This window comes from Colwellia sp. SU-HH00943 (genome assembly GCF_057546125.1).
Map to the genome: position 1 here is coordinate 699,847 of NZ_BAAJLW010000003.1, position 19,755 is coordinate 719,601.

The 19,755-nt window shown below is 37.6% G+C and carries 18 protein-coding genes; 4 read left to right on the top strand and 14 right to left on the bottom strand.

The genetic code is table 11. The features are described 5' to 3' along the window. Window positions 1-6: 6 nt before the first annotated feature. From cysN to AC27GZ_RS11530, 3 genes are all read right to left on the bottom strand, one after another. Window positions 7-1,407: a sulfate adenylyltransferase subunit CysN gene (gene cysN, locus AC27GZ_RS11520; protein WP_487095206.1), complete on the bottom strand. Its 1,401-nt coding sequence runs from the start codon at window positions 1,405-1,407 to the stop codon at window positions 7-9. A gap of 59 nt (window positions 1,408-1,466) precedes the next feature. Further along, on the bottom strand, window positions 1,467-2,366 hold the full coding sequence (gene cysD, locus AC27GZ_RS11525; RefSeq protein ID WP_487095207.1) for a sulfate adenylyltransferase subunit CysD: 900 nt from the start codon (window positions 2,364-2,366) through the stop codon (window positions 1,467-1,469). A gap of 190 nt (window positions 2,367-2,556) precedes the next feature. Continuing rightward, window positions 2,557-2,865, bottom strand: coding sequence for a ComEA family DNA-binding protein (locus AC27GZ_RS11530; protein WP_487095209.1), 309 nt, complete (start codon window positions 2,863-2,865; stop codon window positions 2,557-2,559). Window positions 2,866-3,048: 183 nt separating this feature from the next. On the opposite strand from AC27GZ_RS11530, the gene mfd reads away from it, so the two are divergent. From mfd to AC27GZ_RS11545, 3 genes are read left to right on the top strand one after another with little or no spacing between them, the layout of a single operon-like run. After that, entirely contained in the window at window positions 3,049-6,651 is a 3,603-nt protein-coding gene (gene mfd / locus AC27GZ_RS11535) for a transcription-repair coupling factor (protein WP_487095211.1), read from the top strand. A gap of 14 nt (window positions 6,652-6,665) precedes the next feature. After that, the gene (locus AC27GZ_RS11540; RefSeq protein WP_487095213.1) at window positions 6,666-8,351 is read left to right on the top strand and encodes a CsiV family protein; all 1,686 of its coding nucleotides are present in this window, start codon (window positions 6,666-6,668) and stop codon (window positions 8,349-8,351) included. A 21-nt stretch (window positions 8,352-8,372) separates the two neighbouring features. Next, window positions 8,373-8,660, top strand: coding sequence for a DUF1244 domain-containing protein (locus AC27GZ_RS11545; protein WP_487095215.1), 288 nt, complete (start codon window positions 8,373-8,375; stop codon window positions 8,658-8,660). A gap of 97 nt (window positions 8,661-8,757) precedes the next feature. On the opposite strand, the gene rlmM is transcribed toward AC27GZ_RS11545, so the two are convergent. Genes rlmM through AC27GZ_RS11565 form a run of 4 tightly spaced genes read right to left on the bottom strand, consistent with a single transcriptional unit; the run spans window position 8,758 to window position 11,915 of the window. After that, a complete protein-coding gene (rlmM, locus tag AC27GZ_RS11550) occupies window positions 8,758-9,858 on the bottom strand; it encodes a 23S rRNA (cytidine(2498)-2'-O)-methyltransferase RlmM (protein ID WP_487095217.1) in 1,101 nt (366 codons plus the stop codon). Continuing rightward, window positions 9,855-10,253: a DUF423 domain-containing protein gene (locus AC27GZ_RS11555; RefSeq protein WP_487095219.1), complete on the bottom strand. Its 399-nt coding sequence runs from the start codon at window positions 10,251-10,253 to the stop codon at window positions 9,855-9,857. The genes rlmM and AC27GZ_RS11555 overlap by 4 nt, the downstream gene beginning before the upstream one ends. A 25-nt stretch (window positions 10,254-10,278) precedes the next feature. Beyond that, window positions 10,279-10,941: an alpha/beta family hydrolase gene (locus tag AC27GZ_RS11560; RefSeq protein ID WP_487095221.1), complete on the bottom strand. Its 663-nt coding sequence runs from the start codon at window positions 10,939-10,941 to the stop codon at window positions 10,279-10,281. 41 nt (window positions 10,942-10,982) lie between these two features. Continuing rightward, window positions 10,983-11,915: a transcriptional regulator GcvA gene (locus tag AC27GZ_RS11565; protein ID WP_487095222.1), complete on the bottom strand. Its 933-nt coding sequence runs from the start codon at window positions 11,913-11,915 to the stop codon at window positions 10,983-10,985. 318 nt (window positions 11,916-12,233) lie between these two features. Between AC27GZ_RS11565 and AC27GZ_RS11570 the strand changes: the two genes are divergently transcribed. Then, a complete protein-coding gene (locus tag AC27GZ_RS11570; RefSeq protein ID WP_487095223.1) occupies window positions 12,234-12,536 on the top strand; it encodes a hypothetical protein in 303 nt (100 codons plus the stop codon). A 109-nt stretch (window positions 12,537-12,645) separates the two neighbouring features. Here AC27GZ_RS11570 and kdsA read toward each other — a convergent pair whose 3' ends face one another. The 7 genes from kdsA to hemA form a co-directional block, all read right to left on the bottom strand. After that, window positions 12,646-13,488 (bottom strand): 3-deoxy-8-phosphooctulonate synthase, encoded by an 843-nt coding sequence (gene kdsA, locus AC27GZ_RS11575; RefSeq protein WP_487095225.1) that lies wholly within the window; start codon window positions 13,486-13,488, stop codon window positions 12,646-12,648. Between the two features lie 77 nt (window positions 13,489-13,565). Then, entirely contained in the window at window positions 13,566-14,810 is a 1,245-nt protein-coding gene (locus tag AC27GZ_RS11580) for a DUF819 family protein (protein ID WP_487095227.1), read from the bottom strand. 44 nt (window positions 14,811-14,854) lie between these two features. Beyond that, entirely contained in the window at window positions 14,855-15,694 is an 840-nt protein-coding gene (locus AC27GZ_RS11585) for a SirB1 family protein (protein ID WP_487095229.1), read from the bottom strand. Window positions 15,695-15,722: 28 nt separating this feature from the next. Beyond that, entirely contained in the window at window positions 15,723-16,088 is a 366-nt protein-coding gene (locus tag AC27GZ_RS11590; RefSeq protein ID WP_487095230.1) for a SirB2 family protein, read from the bottom strand. Window positions 16,089-16,145: 57 nt separating this feature from the next. After that, window positions 16,146-17,003 (bottom strand): peptide chain release factor N(5)-glutamine methyltransferase, encoded by an 858-nt coding sequence (prmC, locus tag AC27GZ_RS11595; RefSeq protein ID WP_487095269.1) that lies wholly within the window; start codon window positions 17,001-17,003, stop codon window positions 16,146-16,148. A gap of 22 nt (window positions 17,004-17,025) precedes the next feature. After that, window positions 17,026-18,114, bottom strand: a complete 1,089-nt coding sequence (gene prfA / locus AC27GZ_RS11600) for a peptide chain release factor 1 (protein ID WP_487095231.1) — start codon at window positions 18,112-18,114, stop codon at window positions 17,026-17,028. A 183-nt stretch (window positions 18,115-18,297) separates the two neighbouring features. Beyond that, on the bottom strand, window positions 18,298-19,566 hold the full coding sequence (hemA, locus tag AC27GZ_RS11605; protein ID WP_487095232.1) for a glutamyl-tRNA reductase: 1,269 nt from the start codon (window positions 19,564-19,566) through the stop codon (window positions 18,298-18,300). Window positions 19,567-19,755 lie beyond the last annotated feature (189 nt).

The following is a 19,755-nucleotide window of genomic DNA, read 5'->3' on the forward strand; positions in this document are numbered from 1 at the left end:
CCAGTTTTACTTAGTAATATCTCTAGCACCCCAATGAGGGAAATGCTTACGAACTAAGGTATTAAACTCTAACTCAAATGCTGAGTATTCATGTACTTGAGCATCAAGTGCATGATTAATCATACCTGCGCCAACCGTAATATTGCTTAATCTATCAATAATGATAAAAGCACCGGTACCTTTGCTGTCTTGATAAGAATCAAAATGCAATGTTTCATCAACAACAAAGTCAACTAAACCAATATCATTTACCGCAAGCTGCGAACTTGGCTGTTTTTCCATGGTATTGATGTCAAACTTACTCGCGATTGATTGAGCATGACCTGTAGTCATTTTACTGCCGTGTTTTATAAAGTATTCACGCCCTGGCTCTAGTTCATTCTCATGCATCCAAACCACAGTCGCATTGAACTCTTTTTTAGATAGCGGTAAACAATCTTTTTTAACGATCATTTCACCACGGCTAATGTCTATTTCATCTTCCAACGTCAGTGTTACAGCCATACCTTTATCGGCACGCTCTAAATTGCCATCGTAAGTCACTATCTCTTTTACCACACTTTCTTTACCTGAAGGTAAAGCTACGATAGTGTCACCCACTAACACATGACCAGAAGCAATAGTGCCAGCAAAACCTCTAAAATCAAGGTTTGGTCGATTTACGTATTGTACTTGTAAGCGAAATTGTGTGAATTCATCTTGAACGTCAACATCAATAGTATTTAATAATTTCATTAATGTTGCGCCCGGGTACCACGGCATATTTGCGCTTTCTTCTACCACATTGTCACCGTTTAATGCTGACATTGGTACAAAACGCACATCACTAAAGTTTAACGATTCACTAAATTCACGGTATTCTTTTTTGATCTCTTGGTAACGCTCTTGTGAGTAATCCACCAGGTCCATCTTATTTACCGCAACAACAATGTGTTTAATACCTAGTAATGAACAAATAAATGAATGACGACGCGTTTGTGTTTGAACCCCGTAACGAGCGTCAATTAAGATAATCGCTAAATCACAGGTTGAAGCACCGGTTGCCATATTACGTGTGTATTGTTCATGGCCTGGGGTGTCGGCAATAATAAACTTGCGCTTTTCCGTCGAAAAATAACGATAAGCAACATCGATGGTGATCCCTTGTTCACGCTCTGACTGTAAACCATCTACTAATAACGCTAAATCAATTGCTTCGCCCGTAGTCCCTGACTTCTTAGAGTCTGATTCAATAGCTGCAAGTTGATCTTCAAAAATCATTTTTGAATCATGCAGTAAACGACCGATTAAGGTACTTTTACCATCGTCGACACTACCACAGGTTAAAAAACGAACCAACTCTTTGTTTTCATGTTGCTTTAAGTAACTTTCTATATCACTTTCAATTAAGTCTGATTGATGACTCATGTTTATCTCTCAAAATTTTGTAATGGGCAATTAATAACTAAAAATGGCTAAATAATGGTTTAGAAGTAACCTTCCATTTTCTTCTTCTCCATTGAGCCAGCGCTATCGTGATCTATCACACGACCTTGTCGCTCAGAAGTTTTAGTTAATAACATTTCTTGGATAATTTCAGGTAATGACGCTGCTGTTGACTCAACTGCACCCGTTAATGGGTAACAACCTAATGTTCTAAAGCGTACATCCTTCATTTGAATTTCTTCATCTTCACCAATTGGCATACGGTCATCATCAACCATAATTAATGTACCATCACGCTCAACTACCGGGCGTTTTTCAGATAAATATAGTGGTACAATTGGAATACTTTCTAAATAGATGTACTGCCAAATATCAAGCTCTGTCCAGTTTGATAATGGGAATACACGAATACTTTCACCTTTATTTACTTTACCGTTGTAAACATTCCACAGCTCAGGGCGTTGGCTTTTTGGATCCCAGCGATGATTTTTATCTCTAAATGAATAAACACGCTCTTTAGCGCGAGATTTTTCTTCATCACGACGCGCACCACCAAAAGCAGCATCAAAGCCATATTTATCAAGTGCTTGCTTTAATGCTTGTGTTTTCATTACATCGGTATGCTTAGCACTACCGTGAGTAAAAGGCCCTATTCCCATCGCTAAACCTTCAGGGTTTTTGTGTACAAGCAACTCAAAACCATAATCGGTCGCCATCTTATCGCGAAAGGCAATCATTTCTTTGAATTTCCAATCCGTATCAACATGTAATAATGGAAAAGGAATTTTACCTGGCGCAAACGCCTTACGTGCAAGATGGAGAAGAACAGCAGAGTCTTTACCTACGGAATACAACATGACTGGGTTATCAAACTCAGCAGCTACTTCACGAAAGATATGTATAGATTCAGCTTCTAATTTCTTTAAATGGGTTAAGTTCATATGCAATACAAAAAATGGGAAAAATTAGTGCGCTAAGCATGCCATAAAACTTTCTAACATTCCATATAACAAACTGCTTTAATATAACAAAAAGACATAAAAGATTTATTTATTAGACCGTAACTGATTTTTGATAAAAAAAGCCAGTAACTCACTGGCTTTATTAACTAATCACTCATTAAATGAAGTGCTATATAGATAAACGATATTTGTTGTCAGAAATAACTTTCTTCCCAATTCCCTTAACTTTAAGTAACTCATCAATGGAAGAAAAGCCACCGACTTTCTCTCTATACATCACAATAGCCTCAGCTTTCTTCTTGCCTACCCCTTTTAACAAAGTTAACTGATCAACGGTTGACTTATTCAAATGAATAACTTGCTGCTGTTCATTTGCTTCAAAAGGTATTTTCGCTTCAGCAAAACTACTATTTGCAGTAAAAATTAAACAAAAAGAAAGTAATAGACGTGATAATGCTAATAATGAAATAGTTTTCATAATAAATTCCTTGTATTTGATTCCATAATAATAAGTAGCTACTTCACTGCAAACCTAAGTAAAATAAATTAACAATAAAGCAGACTTTACTAGGTTTAGAAGTAAAATAAATTTTTGTCAAATGTCTTGTAGATCACATAGAATATGCAGCCATAGATTTCATCGGATAAATTATTAAAATTCATGAGCAAAACTAGTTGTTTATTAACCCCGACTCTCGCCAAAAATAAAACCAAAACCGTCGATAAAAAAGTCTGGCACAACTTATACGGGAGCAGCTCTAGCATTGCTTTATATCAAGGCGCTTTAGTAGCCGAAGCTCCATTGCTGATTGTAACTCAAGATACACCTGCTGCCCTTCGTTTAGAGCAAGAATTGCTTAGCCTTGCCCAGCAAGAGTCGCCGTTAACTATCTGTTTATTTCCTGACTGGGAAACATTACCTTACGATACTTTTTCCCCCCATCAAGATATTATTTCTCAGCGCTTATCAACACTTTATCATTTATCGAGAATGGATAAAGGTATCGTCATCGTACCCGTTACAACCCTAGCGCAAAAACTTGCTCCTAAACAGTATTTAGAAGCAAACTCTTTAATGATAAAAAAAGGCGATAAAAAAGATTTACATCAATTAAGGCAAGATCTAGAAAGCAATGGTTACCGCTGTGTTGAACAAGTGATGGAACATGGTGAGTTTTCAGCGCGTGGCGCTATCTTAGATTTATTCCCTATGGGTAGCAAAGTGCCCTTTCGCCTTGACTTTTTTGATGATGAAATTGACGAAATTCGCTTATTTGATCCAGAAAATCAACGCTCTAGTGATAAAATAAACAACATTGATTTATTACCAGCACATGAGTTTCCAACCGATAAAGCGGCTATTAATTTATTTCGAAGCCAGTATCGCCAGTTATTTAAAAGCTCAATCAATAAAGAATCTATATATCACCAAGTTAGTAATGGTGTTTTACCAGCAGGTATCGAGTATTACTTACCACTATTTTTTAATAATTCAGATCTCGATAATCCAGATGAGCTAGGCGAAGGCACAAATACCTTATGTGATTATTTATCGCCGCAAACCCTAGTTGTTATTTATGGTGACTTAGAGAAGCCTCTAACACAATATTGGCAAGATATTGATTATCGATATGAAAACAGGCGTTATGATCCAACAAGGCCATTATTGCCACCTCAACAATTGTTTTTAAGCAAAGAAGCACTATATTCAGCATTAAAACCCTTTGCACGCATAACAATCGAACCTGCCAATGTTCAACAGGTCAATGCTCAACAAGTCAATAAGCCCAATGACACACAAGAAATCGACGTTGCGACTAAAACTAAAAGTAGCGCTATTTACTTTGATGTTAGCCCTTTACCAGATCTAACAGTAGATCATAAGTTAAAGCAACCTTTTGAATTAATTAACCAATTTATAAAAGATAAAGAAACAGCAAGTAAAATACTGTTTGTTGCAGAAAGCCAAGGCCGCAGAGAAAGTGTTTTAGAGTTACTTCATAGAGACAATATCAAGCCAGTAATTTTTGATTCTCTTGAAGCGTTTATCAACGACAATCAACCACTTGGTATTTGCGTAAATGCGCTAAGCCAAGGCTTTTCATTTCAAGCAAAAGGCTCAGCAAAAAAGAACTCTATCGCGTTAATCACTGAAGCTGAACTGTTAGGCTCACATGTAAGGCAATCAAGACGGCGTGATAAATCACAAGACATTGAAACTGATGCAATTTTTAAAAACTTAGCGGAGTTATCTATTGGTCAAGCAGTTGTTCATATAGAACATGGTATCGGCCGTTATCTTGGCTTACAAACCCTTGAAACCGGCGGTATCACCACAGAATTTTTAATGCTTAACTATGCCAACGATGCAAAACTCTACGTACCAGTTGCCTCTCTACATTTAATTAGCCGCTATTCAGGTACCGATAGCGAACATGCACCATTGCATAAGCTCGGTAATGATACTTGGAGCAAAGCTAAACAAAAAGCCGCTGAAAAAGTACGTGATGTAGCCGCTGAGTTATTAGATATTTATGCTAAACGAGCCAGTAATAGTGGCTACAGCTTTAAACGAGATAAAGAAGACTATCTAGCCTTTAGTGATAGTTTCGGTTTTGAAGAAACATTCGATCAAAATCAAGCCATAAACGCCGTAGTCAGCGATATGCTTTCAGATAAGGCAATGGATAGGCTAGTCTGTGGCGACGTTGGTTTTGGTAAAACTGAAGTAGCCATGCGCGCTGCTTTTGTAGCGGTTAATGACAGCAAACAAGTCGCTATACTCGTACCGACAACGTTACTTGCTCAACAGCATTATGAAAATTTTCGAGATCGCTTTGCCAATTGGCCGGTGAGTATTGAAGTTTTATCAAGATTTAAAACCACAAAACAACAAAATGAAGTGATAGCTAAAGTTGAATCTGGACAAGTTGATATTTTAATTGGTACTCATAAGCTGCTTCAAAATAGCATTAAATATAAAGACTTAGGCTTGCTCATTGTTGATGAAGAACACAGATTTGGTGTTAAACAAAAAGAAAAAATCAAACAGCTACGTAGTAATGTTGATATTCTCACGCTCACCGCAACACCGATCCCAAGAACCCTGAATATGGCAATGGGTGGTATGCGTGATTTATCTATTATTGCAACACCACCAGCAAAGCGCTTAGCTGTTAAAACCTTTGTCAGACAACGTGAAGATGCGCTAATTCGCGAAGCAATTTTAAGGGAAACCCTTCGTGGTGGTCAGGTTTACTTCTTACATAACCATGTTGATACTATCGAAAAAACAGCTGCAGAACTTCAAACCCTAGTACCCGAAGCACGTATTGTTACCGCTCATGGGCAAATGCGAGAACGTGAACTTGAGCGTATCATGAGTGATTTTTATCATCAGCGATTCAATGTTATTGTCTGTACAACTATTATAGAAACCGGTATTGACGTGCCTAGTGCTAACACCATTATTATGGACAGAGCAGATCATTTAGGCTTAGCGCAACTGCACCAATTACGTGGCCGAGTTGGTCGCTCTCATCATCAAGCTTATGCTTATTTGTTAACGCCCCATGAAAAGCGCATGACAAAAGATGCCAAAAAACGTCTTGATGCTATCGCTTCACTCGAAGATTTAGGCGCTGGTTTTACACTTGCCACCCATGATTTAGAAATTCGTGGTGCAGGTGAATTGCTGGGTGAAGATCAGTCAGGCTCAATGAGTCAAGTAGGTTTTAGCCTTTATATGGAAATGCTAGATCATGCGGTAGAAGCACTCAAAGAAGGTAAACAGCTAACATTAAATCAAGTAACCTCAAAACAAACTGAAATAGATTTACGCATTCCAGCACTGATTCCAGAGGATTATATTTTTGATGTAAGCCTGCGATTAAGCTTGTATAAACGTATTGCTAGCTGTAAAAATAAAGCCCAATTAGATGATGTGCAAATTGAGTTAATTGATCGCTTCGGCTTATTACCACAAGCAACCAAAAACTTAATTCAAATTGCTAAATTGCGCTTAAAAGTCCAGAAAATAGGTATCAATCGCATTGAAGCCAATGACGCTGGTGGCTCTATTGAGTTTAGCGATGATACCAAAGTGGATCATATGCAGATAATATCCTTAGTGCAAAAACAGCCAACAATGTATAAGATGGTGCCACCAAATAAGCTAAAATTCACCAAAGCGAATGAAGGTGAGCAAGCAAGGTTTAGCGTTGTCACAACACTTATTAACGAGCTTAGCCCTAAAAATCAGTAGTAAATGGACTATTAATGAAATTTAACCACCAAGTTTTATCTTATCGACTGCCTAAATTTATCATTAAAGCATCTTGTTTAAGTTTGCTTACTACCAGTACGTATATTGCTGCTAAACAAGAAAAAAATGCTGAACGTTGGTTTGAAATTGAAGTCATTTTATTTAAGCAACTACAGGATAAAAATTCATTAAAAGAGCAGTTTTCAAATGAAACCAATGCTAATAATTTACCTAACTATAGACGTTCTTTTGATTTATTAACCCCTTACCTTCAGCCAGATTTATCAGCAATAAAACAGCATTTACCACTTTGTAATAATGAGCAAGGTGAAAGCAATTACGCATTATCAATCACAAAACCAACAGTTAACTTACCTGCACAACAACAATTTGTTGACCAAGTAAATGCTTTTACCTATCAACCGATAGATTTATCAAGTTTATCGACTGATCACAATGTTCTAGTTCAGCAAGCAGATGAAGAAGCGGCTAATGTCCAAACAAGCGATACATTTTCTCAGCAGCAAAATGATGAGCAAACTTCAGAAGATAACGTTGAGCAAGCAATAGCGCAAGATATCGAACAAGAAGTAATCCAAATTACAAGTAAAGATAGACCCCATGTAGCAATAGCGCTAAATTTTGACGAATACACAAAAGCAGCTACTAGCCCGTTATATTCAGCAAATACACTATGTGTCTATCAAGAGTCTGATTTTGACAATATATTAACTGAGCAACAATTAACACACTTTAACCTTGATGGATTTCCAGTCGAGGCATTACCAACTAGGCTTAATGCCTCTGGTGCGCACACGGCAAATCAGCCTTATTTAATTGCTGATAGCTCATTGTTGTTAAAAGATATCAATACTCGCCTAGGTTGGAGTAAAGAGTTTAAACCATTACTACATTTTGGCTGGCGGCAGGTAGGGATCACTCGCAGAAAAGCAACACCATTGAAACTTTTCGCTGGTCATCATTTTGAAAACGATTATCAACAAGCGTTAGAAGATTATCAAATTGAACTTGAAGAAGTCAGGAAACAAGAGCAATTACTAATTGAACAATTTCAAGCAGAATCAGCTTTAGCAGCAGAGTCAGAAACTGAAACCCATGGTATTCAAGAAGATGCCATCAACGCTAATGCAGAAAGCATGGTTTCAGAAAACGTAAATGAAGAAAGCGTAAGTGAAGAAAGTGAGTTAACAAAAGAAGCTTATTACTCTCAACTTAAGCAACAATCTTTCACTCAACTATTTAATGACATTAATAACCTAGACAGTGAAAACACAGAAGTTGTCAATGAAGTAATTGAACAACTAGCTTATACGAGCATTGATTCTCTTTTATCACCGTTAGAAGGTAGTAATGACGATTTAGAACAGCCATTAAATATCGCTAACCCACCTGTAGCACCAATCCAGCCTTGGTCTTTAGATGGCTTTTTCAAAGTGCACCTTGATCATTATCTCTACATTACCGCAGACTTTAACGTACTGAGTGAACGACCAACAAACAAATCATTAGAAAACACTGACGAGCCCAGTGTGCAGCTTATTAATTTTAGTCAAAATAGACGAGTGATTACCGGAGAAATACATTACTTTGATCATCCATATATAGGTATGATTGTGCAAATTAGACGCTTTGACCCAACAAAACCGGCTGATGAAGCCGTCACACAAGCAATAAAATAACTCGTAAACATAGGAAATCCAATGAATAAGCAAACAGAGATACAAGCAGCCGTTTTTCGTCGCTTACTTGCCCACTTAGACAGTAGAAAAGATGTGCAAAATATAGAACTAATGAACCTTGCTGGTTTTTGCCGAAACTGCTTTAGCAAATGGACAGTAGCAGAAGCTGAAAAACTTGGTGTAGAAGTAGAGTTATCTGACGCTCAACAGCAGGTTTACGGTATGTCTTATCAAGAATGGAAAGATAACCATCAGTTACCTGCTACTGAAGAGCAATTAGCAAAATTTAATGAGTTAAATAAAAAATAGCCGTTAAAGCTATAAGCTTAAATAATTAGTTTCGCTAAAAAAGCAAAGCGCGACTCATGTCGCGCTTATCTATAAATATAAAAGACTACCAATACCGCTAAGTTTTTTTCGGTACAGGTGATAACAACCTAGCATGTACTGTCACTTCTTCACGATCATAATATAAGTGTTTCGCATATAACTCATACTTAACTTTATGTTCACTAAAAGCATCTTTAATTGACTGTAAATCCTCAGTAACTTGTTGATAACGGCCTTTCATTGGTAATTTCAAATTAAACATTGCTTCCTTACAATAGCCGTTTAATAACCACTCAGACATTAACTTGGCGACACGCTGCGGCTTTTCAATCATGTCACAAACTAACCAATAAACATTTTGCTTCATCGGAACATATTTAAAGCCATCCATCATCTTGTGCTTAACCTGCCCTGTTTCCATTAATGAATCTGCCATAGGGCCATTATCAATTGCTGTCACCATCATACCTCGGCGAACCAATTGATATGTCCAACCACCAGGCGCAGAGCCTAAATCTACCGCATTCATTCCTGATGTTAAACGCTCAGGCCACTCTTCTTTAGGAATAAAGTACAAAAATGCTTCGTCAAGTTTAAGGGTTGAACGACTCGGTGCTTGGCTTGGAAATTTAAGACGAGGGATCCCCATTACGTGTGAAGAGCTATTATGAGCGAAGGAAAAGCCTAAAATGACTTCTTGGCCTGATAAAAACAACGCGTGTAAAATCGCGCCATCCTCTAGTTTTACTTCATCTTTTTGTTTATCGGTCAGTACTTTTGCTTTACGTAATCCTTGACGCAATGGTACAGCGAGCTTACGGCAAAATTTACTTAATGCTTTGCCATCATTAGTATCGGCAGTTTCCATACGCAATTCATCGTATTGCCACTCATCCCCTAGCGCATCAACAATAGCTTCTACGCGATTGTAATCAGGTAATTCAACTTTATCGGTTAAGGTAACAAACCATTGGCGAGCAAAAATAAGTCGTTTCAACGGCAACTTACGCATTAACGCCTCACCATGACTATCTTCATGTAAATGAAAAAACACTAAGCCTTGGTTTTTTTTCAGCTCTAAATAGCCATACATTTCGTTCCAAGCCGCTTTTTCTTGGATTTCAGCGCCACACTCTTTTTCAAAGCCAGGTCGACAGAACAAAACAACAGAAGTCATAATTTTTTAATACCTTCAATAGACAATAACAACCAGGCAAGTGCTAAAGAAACTCCACCCAAAGGTGTGAGCTTGCCAATAATACCAACACTGAAAAATACTTTGATATATATAGTGGCGCTAAACAACACTATGCCAATAAAAAAAGCTAAACAAGCAGCTATTAATACTTTACTGTGCGGCTTAGTCATCGCCCATATCAAAACAGCAAGTAACGCTAAAGTGTGTAAAACTTGGTAAAGTTGCGCTGTTTGTAAACTTACTTGCTGACTTAATTCAAGGGCTTTCCCACCGTGAGCAAGCCAAGCGCCGAATAGTACAGAAAAGCAGCCACTGATACCAACAAAAATCATTAAAAACTTAATGGTGTTGCTTTTTTCTTCACTAGATAACATTTTATAGATCACCTTTGCTTGAATTTTATTTTTGAGATTTGATTATCTGCCCAATAAAAGCTGCAATATGAAAAACTGCCGTTTTCATATGTTGTTGATGAGTAAAACCTGATTTCACTCTAGGCTTCAAGCTATGATCGCCATCAGCTAGATAGCAATATTGGCATAAATTTGACACTTCATAGTTGAGCGTTTCTGTTTGTGAGCCCAAGTTATCTCGCTCACCCTGTATAATAAGAATAGCCTTACGAGTTTCTTGCAAAGGCTCTAAGCGTAATTTATCTGCTTTTTTAGGTGGGTGAAATGGGTATCCTAAACAGAAAACACCTTGAATAAGTGCTGCTATATCGCTATCACCGGCTAAGGTTGCAGCAACACGAGATCCCATAGATTTACCACCAATAAACAGTGGTAACTGATTTTGAGATAATTCTTCATCAACTAAACTGTTAATCACAGATTGATAGCAATCCAGTAACTTGGGCATTCTATCTGGAGGATAACGCCTACCTGTCTCAGCACGCTTATCCATATAAGGAAAATTGAAACGTAAGACATTAATGTTAGCTTCATTGAACAATTTGGTGATCTGTTCCATAAAGTCATGATTCATGTCTGCACCAGCACCGTGAGCAAAGATAATTTGGGCAATGGGTTTCTCAACATTATTTACAATTTTATTAAACATTTAATTACCTATTACCTAGAGATATTTTAGATGATACAAGGCTAAGCAATCTGGCCATCTTTTATTTGTTCTTGCTCTGCTGCAACCATATCTAAAAGCCAATCGCGAAAGGCGCTGATCTTAACATTGTCTTTTTGAGTTTCTCTACAAACAACAAAATAAGCGTTTTTACTCACTAACACGTCATTAAACGGGCAAACTAATCGGCCTGAATCAATATCAGGTTTAGCAAGTACACTATATGCTAACGCTACCCCTTGGCCATGCAGTGCAGCTTGTAACACCATGGCTGAATGGCTAAAAATGGGGCCATGATTAACTTTCCCACCTTTAACACCCACTTGCTTAAACCAACGCTTCCAGTCTTTTCGAGAAGTGTCGTGCAACAAAGTATGATGCTGCAAGTCTTGTAGGCTAACTAGAGCAGGTTTATCAATAGCAGTATTTTCTTCTACCAACAATGGCGAACAAACTGGAATTAAGTACTCTGTATGTAGCTTGTCTGCATGAATATTAGGCCAACTACCTCTACCGTAATATATCGCCACATCAACATCTTCAGTCAATGAATTCTCTGCATGATCAACCGCTTTAATTCTAACATCAATATCAGGATGTAAAGCATTAAAAGCACTTAACCTAGGTACCAGCCACTGTATAGCAAAACTTGCTTGAGAACTTACGGTAATAGCGCCTTTTGCCCCTCGTGCCAATAACTTTTCTGTGGCCTCATGAATTGTATTAAAAATATCTTTTATATCGAGGTAGTAAGACTGCCCTTCTTCAGTTAACAGCAAAGCACGATTTTTTCGCATAAACAATTTTATGCCTAGATGTTCTTCCAATGCCTTAATTTGGTGACTGACAGCTGCTTGAGTTACAAACAGCTCTTCTGCTGCTCGGGTAAAACTAAGCTGTCTTGCAGAAACCTCAAAAGCTTTAAGCGCGTTTAGTGGCGGTAGTCTACTAGCCAAAACATATTTTTCCTTCTTTGTAATCTTTCAAAATAACTTACAGTTTATGTAACAAAACAAGAATAACACCTATCCATTAGTTTTTCTAATACATAAGATTAAAATTCATCATTTTTAATTTTTTGTAGCCTAACGTATTATTCACACCGTAGATGAAGGACATCATCTCAAGATTCTGAAAAATCAATACAAGCTTTACTATCCCAACCCATAGTTTGTATGTGAGCGAAAAAAGCAGCTGCGAGAAAAGTCCTAATAAATCTATTAAAGCCCTAGGGGTAAAACAATATTTATTATTAGATCAATTAAGGAAAAATCATGAAAAACGCAGGTATATATTCATATAAACTAGCTATTGCTGCAACTTCTCTCGTATTAATTTACTTTATCTCAGCTATCACAACATTAGCTCAAGCAACAGAGTTAGTAAAAGTAGAGCCCGTAAAGCAAACCCAATTAATGCAAGAAGCAAAAGAAAGCTTAAAGCTATCATTTTCAACGTTAACAATTGAAAATGAAATAACTAAAAACAGCATTGAAACTTTAGTAGCAAAACAAAAAAATGCTGCTAAAACAAATCAATCGGTAACATTATCTAAAGTATCACGTATCAGTGAGTAACTTTAAAATGCACATCAAAAAATGCTCGCACATTTTATCAAACGATGAAAACTAAAAAAGCTGTCAAACGACAGCTTTTTTTATCTCTACTATTTAGCAAATACTATTACTAATCAGTAATAAGAGGCTCAAAGCCCTTAACTAAATCATCAATCGCTTTCATTTGTGCTAAATAAGGCTCAAGTTTATCGAGTGGTAAAGCGCAAGGGCCATCGCATTTAGCGATACTGGGATCAGGGTGCGCTTCAATAAACAAACCTGCAATACCTATAGCCATACCGCTACGTGTTAACTGAGCGGCTTGTGCACGTCTACCGTCTGCACTATCACTTCTACCGCCAGGCTTTTGTAAAGCGTGTGTGGCATCAAATATAACAGGCGCATAATTTCGCATTTCATCAATAGCAAGCATATCAACAACTAAGTTATTATAACCATAACAACTACCACGCTCACAAAGAATAATGTTTTCATTGCCTGCTTCTGAGAATTTATTAATGATATGTTTCATCTCATGAGCTGATAAAAATTGCGGCTTTTTAACATTAATTGTGGCGCCAGTTTTAGCCATAGCGACGACAAGGTCAGTTTGCCTAGCTAAAAATGCCGGAAGCTGGATAACATCAACAACATCAGCAACAGGTTGTGCTTGGTAAGGCTCATGAACATCGGTAATAATAGGCACATTAAATGTTGACTTAATTTCTTCAAAAATTTTCATACCTTCATCAAGGCCTGGTCCGCGGTATGAGTGTACTGATGAACGGTTAGCCTTATCAAATGAAGCTTTAAAAACATATGGAATATTAAGCTTTTGAGTTACTTCAACATAGTGCTCAGCAATTTTCATCGCTAAATCACGAGATTCAAGTACATTCATACCACCAAATAAAACAAAGGGATTATCATTGGCAACATCAATGCCGCTGACTGAAACTGATTTAATTGTCATAACTTTTCCTGATCAGGCGTCCTAATAAGTGAAATTTAAAGCCTATACAAAAACCTTTGTGAAGCTTTATTAAAAATTTAACTGCCTACTATGCGTAATAATTGCCCACATAGCCAAGCCATATATGTGCCTAACGCATAACCTAACACGGCTAACAACACCCCAACTGGCGCTAGTGACGGATGAAATGCCGATGCGATTACTGGTGCCGATGCTGCACCGCCAATATTCGCTTTACTACCTACAGCTAAATAGAAGATTGGTGCTTTAATCATCTTGCCAACAGCAAACAATAATACAACATGTATGGCCATCCACACTAAACCAATCACTACGTATTTTGGCGCTTCAACAATTTGAGTAACATCCATGTGCAAACCAATGGTTGCCACAAGTATATACAGAAAGCTACTACCAACTTTGGAGGCGCCTGCCGCTTCAAGTTGTCTTGCTTTGGTAAAAGAAAGTAATAAGCCAAGGGTTGTCACCAGCACGATAATCCAAAATAACTTACTATGTAAGCTGAACTTTTCTAAATCTGGATAATTCACTTTGAAAAAAGGTACTAAGTAATCAGCCGCTAAATGGGCAAAACCTGAAGCCCCTAAACCTATGGCTAAAATAAGCATAAAGTCTTTTAATTCTGGGCGTCTAGCATGCTCTCGTTCAAATGCTTCAACTTTATTAATTAACCTATCAATCCCTGTGGTATCTGCGCCACTTTTGGCATCGATACGTTTATGATTAGCAGCAAAATATAGTAAAAATGCCATCCAAATATTGGCAACAATAATGTCAACCGTCACCATAATGGTGAATATATTACCGTCTGCGCCATAAATTTCTTTCATGGCAAGCATGTTGGCACCACCGCCAATCCAACTCCCTGCAAGCGCAGCCATACCACGCCATACTGCTTCAGGGCCAGTAACCCCGATAAGCTCAGGCCAAATTGCAGAAATTAACAATAAGGCAATAGGACCACCAATAACGACACCAACTGTACCCGTTAAAAACATAATAATGGCTTTATTGCCCAATGCTGTAATAGCTTTAAGATCAATACTTAATGTTAATAACACTAAGCAGGCTGGCAATAAATAATACTTTGCCACTTCATCCACTTTACTTACTTCAGCACTAACAATACCGAAAGTATTAAGTAAAGACGGTAACAAATAGCAAATTAATAAAGCAGGTACATATTGATAGAACTTTTTCCATACAGGATGTTGGCTATTAGAGGTATAAAAAACAAATCCTAAAATTAATGCTAATAACCCTAAAACAGTTGCGTCATTCGTGATCAATGGTGCTGACATTTATGTTCCTATTTAGATAATTTAAACTTGAACAACATTATCCTTTAGTGAAACGTAGGATCACTTAGGGTAATATTCTCAAGTTGAAGTTTAAGTAGTTGCGCCGCAGGATCTGTTGGACATTGTTCAACAAAGTAGCGGTAATCGTCTACCGCCACTTTAAAGCAATCTAATTGATGAAGCAAAAACCCACGGTCACGACGTTGGTGTGGATCGTCAGGATTTAGTGACAGTAGCACATCAACACACTGTAATGCTTTATCAAAAGCTTGCTCACGAATTAACGCATTTTTCAAACCACTCAAATATTCAACCAATATTGAAGAGCGATTCATATTGGAAAGCTCATGCTGAGAAGGATCACCATCAATATCATCTAGGCACAAGTCAAGTTCATGCCAGTCTAATGACTCTCCAGTAATTGCATCAAAAATAATGGCGTAGTCGTTATTACAACAAAGTCGCAACATCACTTTGCTGGGCACAAAGACTAAATCACAGCTAAAACCACAAGCATTCACTATTTCAGAGACTACAGCTGCTTTTACCACCGGAGACATTAAACGTTGATTTAAACCACAGGCAACCTTAAAAGCATCAACGGGCCAGTCAGCTCTTTTTTTATCAATAAACAAATGTTGATAAAACAATTCGTTTAACAATATTTCAGCTTTATCAAGAGGAGACTCAACGTCGCTAATAACCGCTTGGCACTGAGCAATTATAGTCTCTAAGGTATCTAGCGATTGATCCGTTAACGGTACCTCTCCACCATTGGATTCAATAGCGTTTTGCTCCGAAAAAATATGCTCTTCTAACAGAACAAGTACCTGTAATAGATCTTTTTTATCAGATTGTAATTCTGATAGTAACAATGTATTCATAACAAATTTTAACTAATTAATTTTCATATTACACAAAAAACAATGGCTCTCTTGTCATTGCTAAACGAACAATTAGCATAACCCAGCCCATTGCTCCTAAATAACCAATAACTTGCATGGTTTTATTTCGTGCTAACTTTAAGGTGTAATACCCCGTAAATATGTAGGCCACAACCGCTAACAATTTCTCTAGTAACCAAAATTGCTCTAGTGGATTCATATAATATTTAACCGCTAACACAACACCAATAACCAGTAATAAAGTATCAATTATGTGAGGGGAAACTTTAACCCATTTAGCGTTTAACTTAGGTGAGTGCATCAATAACCAAATAAAACGTAAAGTAAAAAGTCCGATACTTAAAGCGGCCAATGTCATATGTAAATGTTTCAACGTTAGTTTCCTCTTATTCTTATGTGAATTATTATTATGTGAAATTAATTGCGGCTATTAAGGGTAAATAGCCCATGTAATACGATCCAAACCATTTAAGTCTTTTTGTGTCTGAACACTTTTATAACCTAAGGTCGTTAATAGTTTTTGAACGTCTTTCGCTTGCTCAAAACCATGCTCAATAAACAATGCGCCTGAAGAGGCTAAAAATTGACGAGCAATATCTGCAATATGGTTAATATCTGCTAGGCCCTGCTCTTGAGCAATTAAAGCAGAGTTAGGCTCAAAGCGTACATCCCCTTGGGTTAAATTTTCATCTTCACTATCAATATACGGCGGGTTAGCAACAATTAAGTGATACTTCTTATCTCGTTCAATATTTTTAAACCAGTCACTTTTAAAAATATTCACATGCGCTAAATTTAAATTTTCGGCATTGTGCTGAGCAAGTTCTACCGCCTCGTCATTAAAATCGACCGCATCTATTTTCCAAGTAGGGTTCTCACTAGCTAACGCCAGTGCTATCGCGCCAGTGCCTGTACCTAAATCAAGGCAGTTTAGTGATTTATCACCTACATATTTCGCTAGGACAAGCTCTACAAGGATTTCAGTATCAGGGCGTGGAATCAGTGTTGCGGGAGAAACCTTAAAGGGTAGCGACCAAAACTCTTTTTCACCGGTGATATAGGCAACTGGCTCACCTGAATGTCGACGTGTGATTAAATTAACAAAATGTTTAAGTTGTTCATCCGACAACAACTTTTCAGGCCATGTAAATAAATAACTACGAGGTTTATCTAACACAAATGATAATAAAATTTGTGCATCGAGTAAGGCGCTATCTGAGCCATCACTAAGTAATCCTTGACCTTGAGTAAGCAAATTGGCGATTGAATTATCACCAATAAATCGCATTCGCATCGTATTAATCACTTCGTTAGCTTTGCTCAGCAAGTTCCGCTAATAAGTCTGCCTGATTTTCTTGCATGATCGGTTCCATAACTAACTGTAAATTCCCTTCCATGACTTCATTTAAGCGATATAAGGTCAAATTTATACGATGGTCACTCATACGACCTTGAGGGAAGTTATATGTACGTATACGCTCAGAGCGATCACCGCTTGCCACTAGATTTCTACGTGAGGACTCTTCTTCACTACGACGCTTTTCATCTTCAGCTTGTTGTAAACGTGCTTGCAGCACTGACATTGCTTGCGCGCGATTTTTATGTTGAGAGCGTTGATCTTGACATTCAACCACAACGCCCGTTGGAATATGGGTTATACGAATTGCTGAATCGGTTTTGTTAACATGCTGACCACCAGCACCCGAGGCGCGGAAGGTATCAATTCTTAAATCAGCTTTATTGATTTCAATTGCTTGAGATTCAGGGATTTCAGGCATAACAACAACCGTACATGCTGAAGTATGAACTCGGCCTTGAGACTCAGTTTCAGGAACCCGTTGTACACGATGACCGCCTGATTCAAATTTCATATGACCATAAGCACCTTCGCCGCTGACTTTCATAATCAACTCTTTAAAGCCACCCTGCTCACTTTCGTTGGCATTCATCACTTCAATTTTCCAGCCTTGCTTTTCAGCATAACGGCTATACATTCTAAACAAATCACCTGTAAAAATAGCCGCTTCATCACCACCAGCACCCGCTCTGATTTCAACAAAGCAATTATTGTCATCATTAGGATCACGCGGTAATAAAAGTATTTGTAATTCATCAGATAAATCAGCTACGGCTTTTTTAGCCTCTTTAAATTCTTCCTGTGCCATTTCTCGCATATCAGGATCATCATCTTTTAGCATTAATTCTGCCGTTTCAAAATCATCTTCTGCTTCTTTATAGGCATTAAATACCGAAGTAACTTGCTCTAATTGCTTAAATTCTTGAGAGAGTGCGCGAAACTTTTCTTGATCGGCGATGGTATCTGGATCGGATAATAAGGCTTGAACTTCTTCAAATCGTTCTACTAGGCCTTCAAGCTTTTGATATACTGAGGATTTCATTAAAATAATCTTTTCTTTTTTACTTATGGATAAGGACGTTTTTATCGGAAAAAAACTCAACTGGCGCTATTCTAGCACAATAGAAGTTTTTACATAGTGAAAGGTTTAACTATATAGCTCAAGCTAACTCAAGAAATATGGTTGAATGAATGCTGCTAGCGCTAAGCTGAAAATTAAACTTGGCTACTTGTTATGATCAATATTGAATATGTCGCGCAAATAAATCAGTTTATCTAATTCACCACCTTGCGCAGCCGATTGCAAAGCACTGGTAGGGGCATGCATAAATTTATTGGTTAACTTAACCGCTAACTCATTAATTACCGCTTCAGAATTTTTTCCACTACTTAACTGTGTTAACGCTTTCTCAAGTAATAAATCACGTTCAGCTAAGCACTGTTGTCGATAACTCACCACAGTGTCCTGCGTATTTAAACCACGTAACCAAGCCATAAAACTATTAGACTGACTATTAACAATACTTTCAGCCTCAACAGCGGCTTTTCTGCGATTTTCTAGGTTTTGTGCGATTATTGTTTGTAGATCATCAACGGTATAAAGAAATACGTCGTCTAAATCGCCCACTTGTTCTTCAATATCACGCGGAACAGCAAGATCAACCATGAAAATCGGCTGATGTCTGCGCTCAGAAAGCGCTTGCTCAACCATACCTTTACCAATAAGGGGCAAAGTTGATCCTGTAGAGCTAATAACAATATCTGCTTCACACATTACTTTTGGAATTTGCGCTAAAGTAATAACTTCGGCACCAATTTTTTTCGCCATACCTTCAGCTTTTTCAATAGTACGGTTGGCGACAGTAATTTTCCCGACATTATTCTCATACAAGTGTTTAGCAACGAGTTCGATGGTTTCACCAGCGCCCACTAATAACACACGTGCTTTTTCTAAACTGGCGAAAATATGCTTGGCTAAATTAACACTAGCAAAAGCAACCGATACCGCACTAGTGCCTATATCAGTTTCTGTGCGTACTTGCTTAGCTACGCCAAAAGTGCGTTGAAATAGCCTATCCATAACTAAAGCCATTGAGCCTGCAGCTTTAGCTTGAGAATATGCTTGTTTCATTTGACCTAATATTTGCGGCTCACCCAGTACTAAAGAATCTAAACCACAGGCAACACGCATCATATGATTTACAGCTTCTTGGTCGTGATGCCAATAGATACTCGGTAAAATAGTCGAGGCTGGAACATTATGATAACTTTCGAGCCATTTAACTAATCGCTCTTGTGTAAGCTCAACATCGCCGTCCTGTACAAGGTATAGCTCAGTTCTGTTACAAGTAGATAAAATAGCAACTTCACGACATTGTACTGCTGAGAGCATTTCTTGAAGGGCAAAAGAAAGCTTATCCGGATTAAAGGATATTTTCTCTCTCACGGCAACGGGTGCAGTTTTATGATTAATTCCAACAGCAACTATGGACAATGTAATAAACCTATTGATATTTTACTTGCGAACAAGCTGAGTATAACGCATAGCAAAGTTTTAAAATATGATCTGTGATAAAAATCACTAAATAAAAAAAGCTATTTTACAAAATAATTTTTTACATTCAAACCGCAATTTATTGGCAACAGTTGAATTGAGTAAGTGGCTATGTTCCAATAACCACCT

Excerpts from the sequence above, each read along its gene's own strand:
- AC27GZ_RS11555 (WP_487095219.1), bottom strand. The coding sequence starts at position 10,253 with ATGTTATCTAGTGAAGAAAAAAGCAACACCATTAAGTTTTTAATGATT.
- cysN (WP_487095206.1), bottom strand. The coding sequence starts at position 1,407 with ATGAGTCATCAATCAGACTTAATTGAAAGTGATATAGAAAGTTACTTA.
- AC27GZ_RS11560 (WP_487095221.1), bottom strand. The coding sequence starts at position 10,941 with ATGTTTAATAAAATTGTAAATAATGTTGAGAAACCCATTGCCCAAATT.
- mfd (WP_487095211.1), top strand. The coding sequence starts at position 3,049 with ATGAGCAAAACTAGTTGTTTATTAACCCCGACTCTCGCCAAAAATAAA.
- kdsA (WP_487095225.1), bottom strand. The coding sequence starts at position 13,488 with ATGACAATTAAATCAGTTTCAGTCAGCGGCATTGATGTTGCCAATGAT.
- cysD (WP_487095207.1), bottom strand. The coding sequence starts at position 2,366 with ATGAACTTAACCCATTTAAAGAAATTAGAAGCTGAATCTATACATATC.
- rlmM (WP_487095217.1), bottom strand. The coding sequence starts at position 9,858 with ATGACTTCTGTTGTTTTGTTCTGTCGACCTGGCTTTGAAAAAGAGTGT.
- prfA (WP_487095231.1), bottom strand. The coding sequence starts at position 18,114 with ATGAAATCCTCAGTATATCAAAAGCTTGAAGGCCTAGTAGAACGATTT.
- AC27GZ_RS11585 (WP_487095229.1), bottom strand. The coding sequence starts at position 15,694 with ATGAATACATTGTTACTATCAGAATTACAATCTGATAAAAAAGATCTA.
- AC27GZ_RS11570 (WP_487095223.1), top strand. The coding sequence starts at position 12,234 with ATGAAAAACGCAGGTATATATTCATATAAACTAGCTATTGCTGCAACT.
- prmC (WP_487095269.1), bottom strand. The coding sequence starts at position 17,003 with ATGCGATTTATTGGTGATAATTCAATCGCCAATTTGCTTACTCAAGGT.
- AC27GZ_RS11530 (WP_487095209.1), bottom strand. The coding sequence starts at position 2,865 with ATGAAAACTATTTCATTATTAGCATTATCACGTCTATTACTTTCTTTT.
- AC27GZ_RS11540 (WP_487095213.1), top strand. The coding sequence starts at position 6,666 with ATGAAATTTAACCACCAAGTTTTATCTTATCGACTGCCTAAATTTATC.
- AC27GZ_RS11580 (WP_487095227.1), bottom strand. The coding sequence starts at position 14,810 with ATGTCAGCACCATTGATCACGAATGACGCAACTGTTTTAGGGTTATTA.
- AC27GZ_RS11545 (WP_487095215.1), top strand. The coding sequence starts at position 8,373 with ATGAATAAGCAAACAGAGATACAAGCAGCCGTTTTTCGTCGCTTACTT.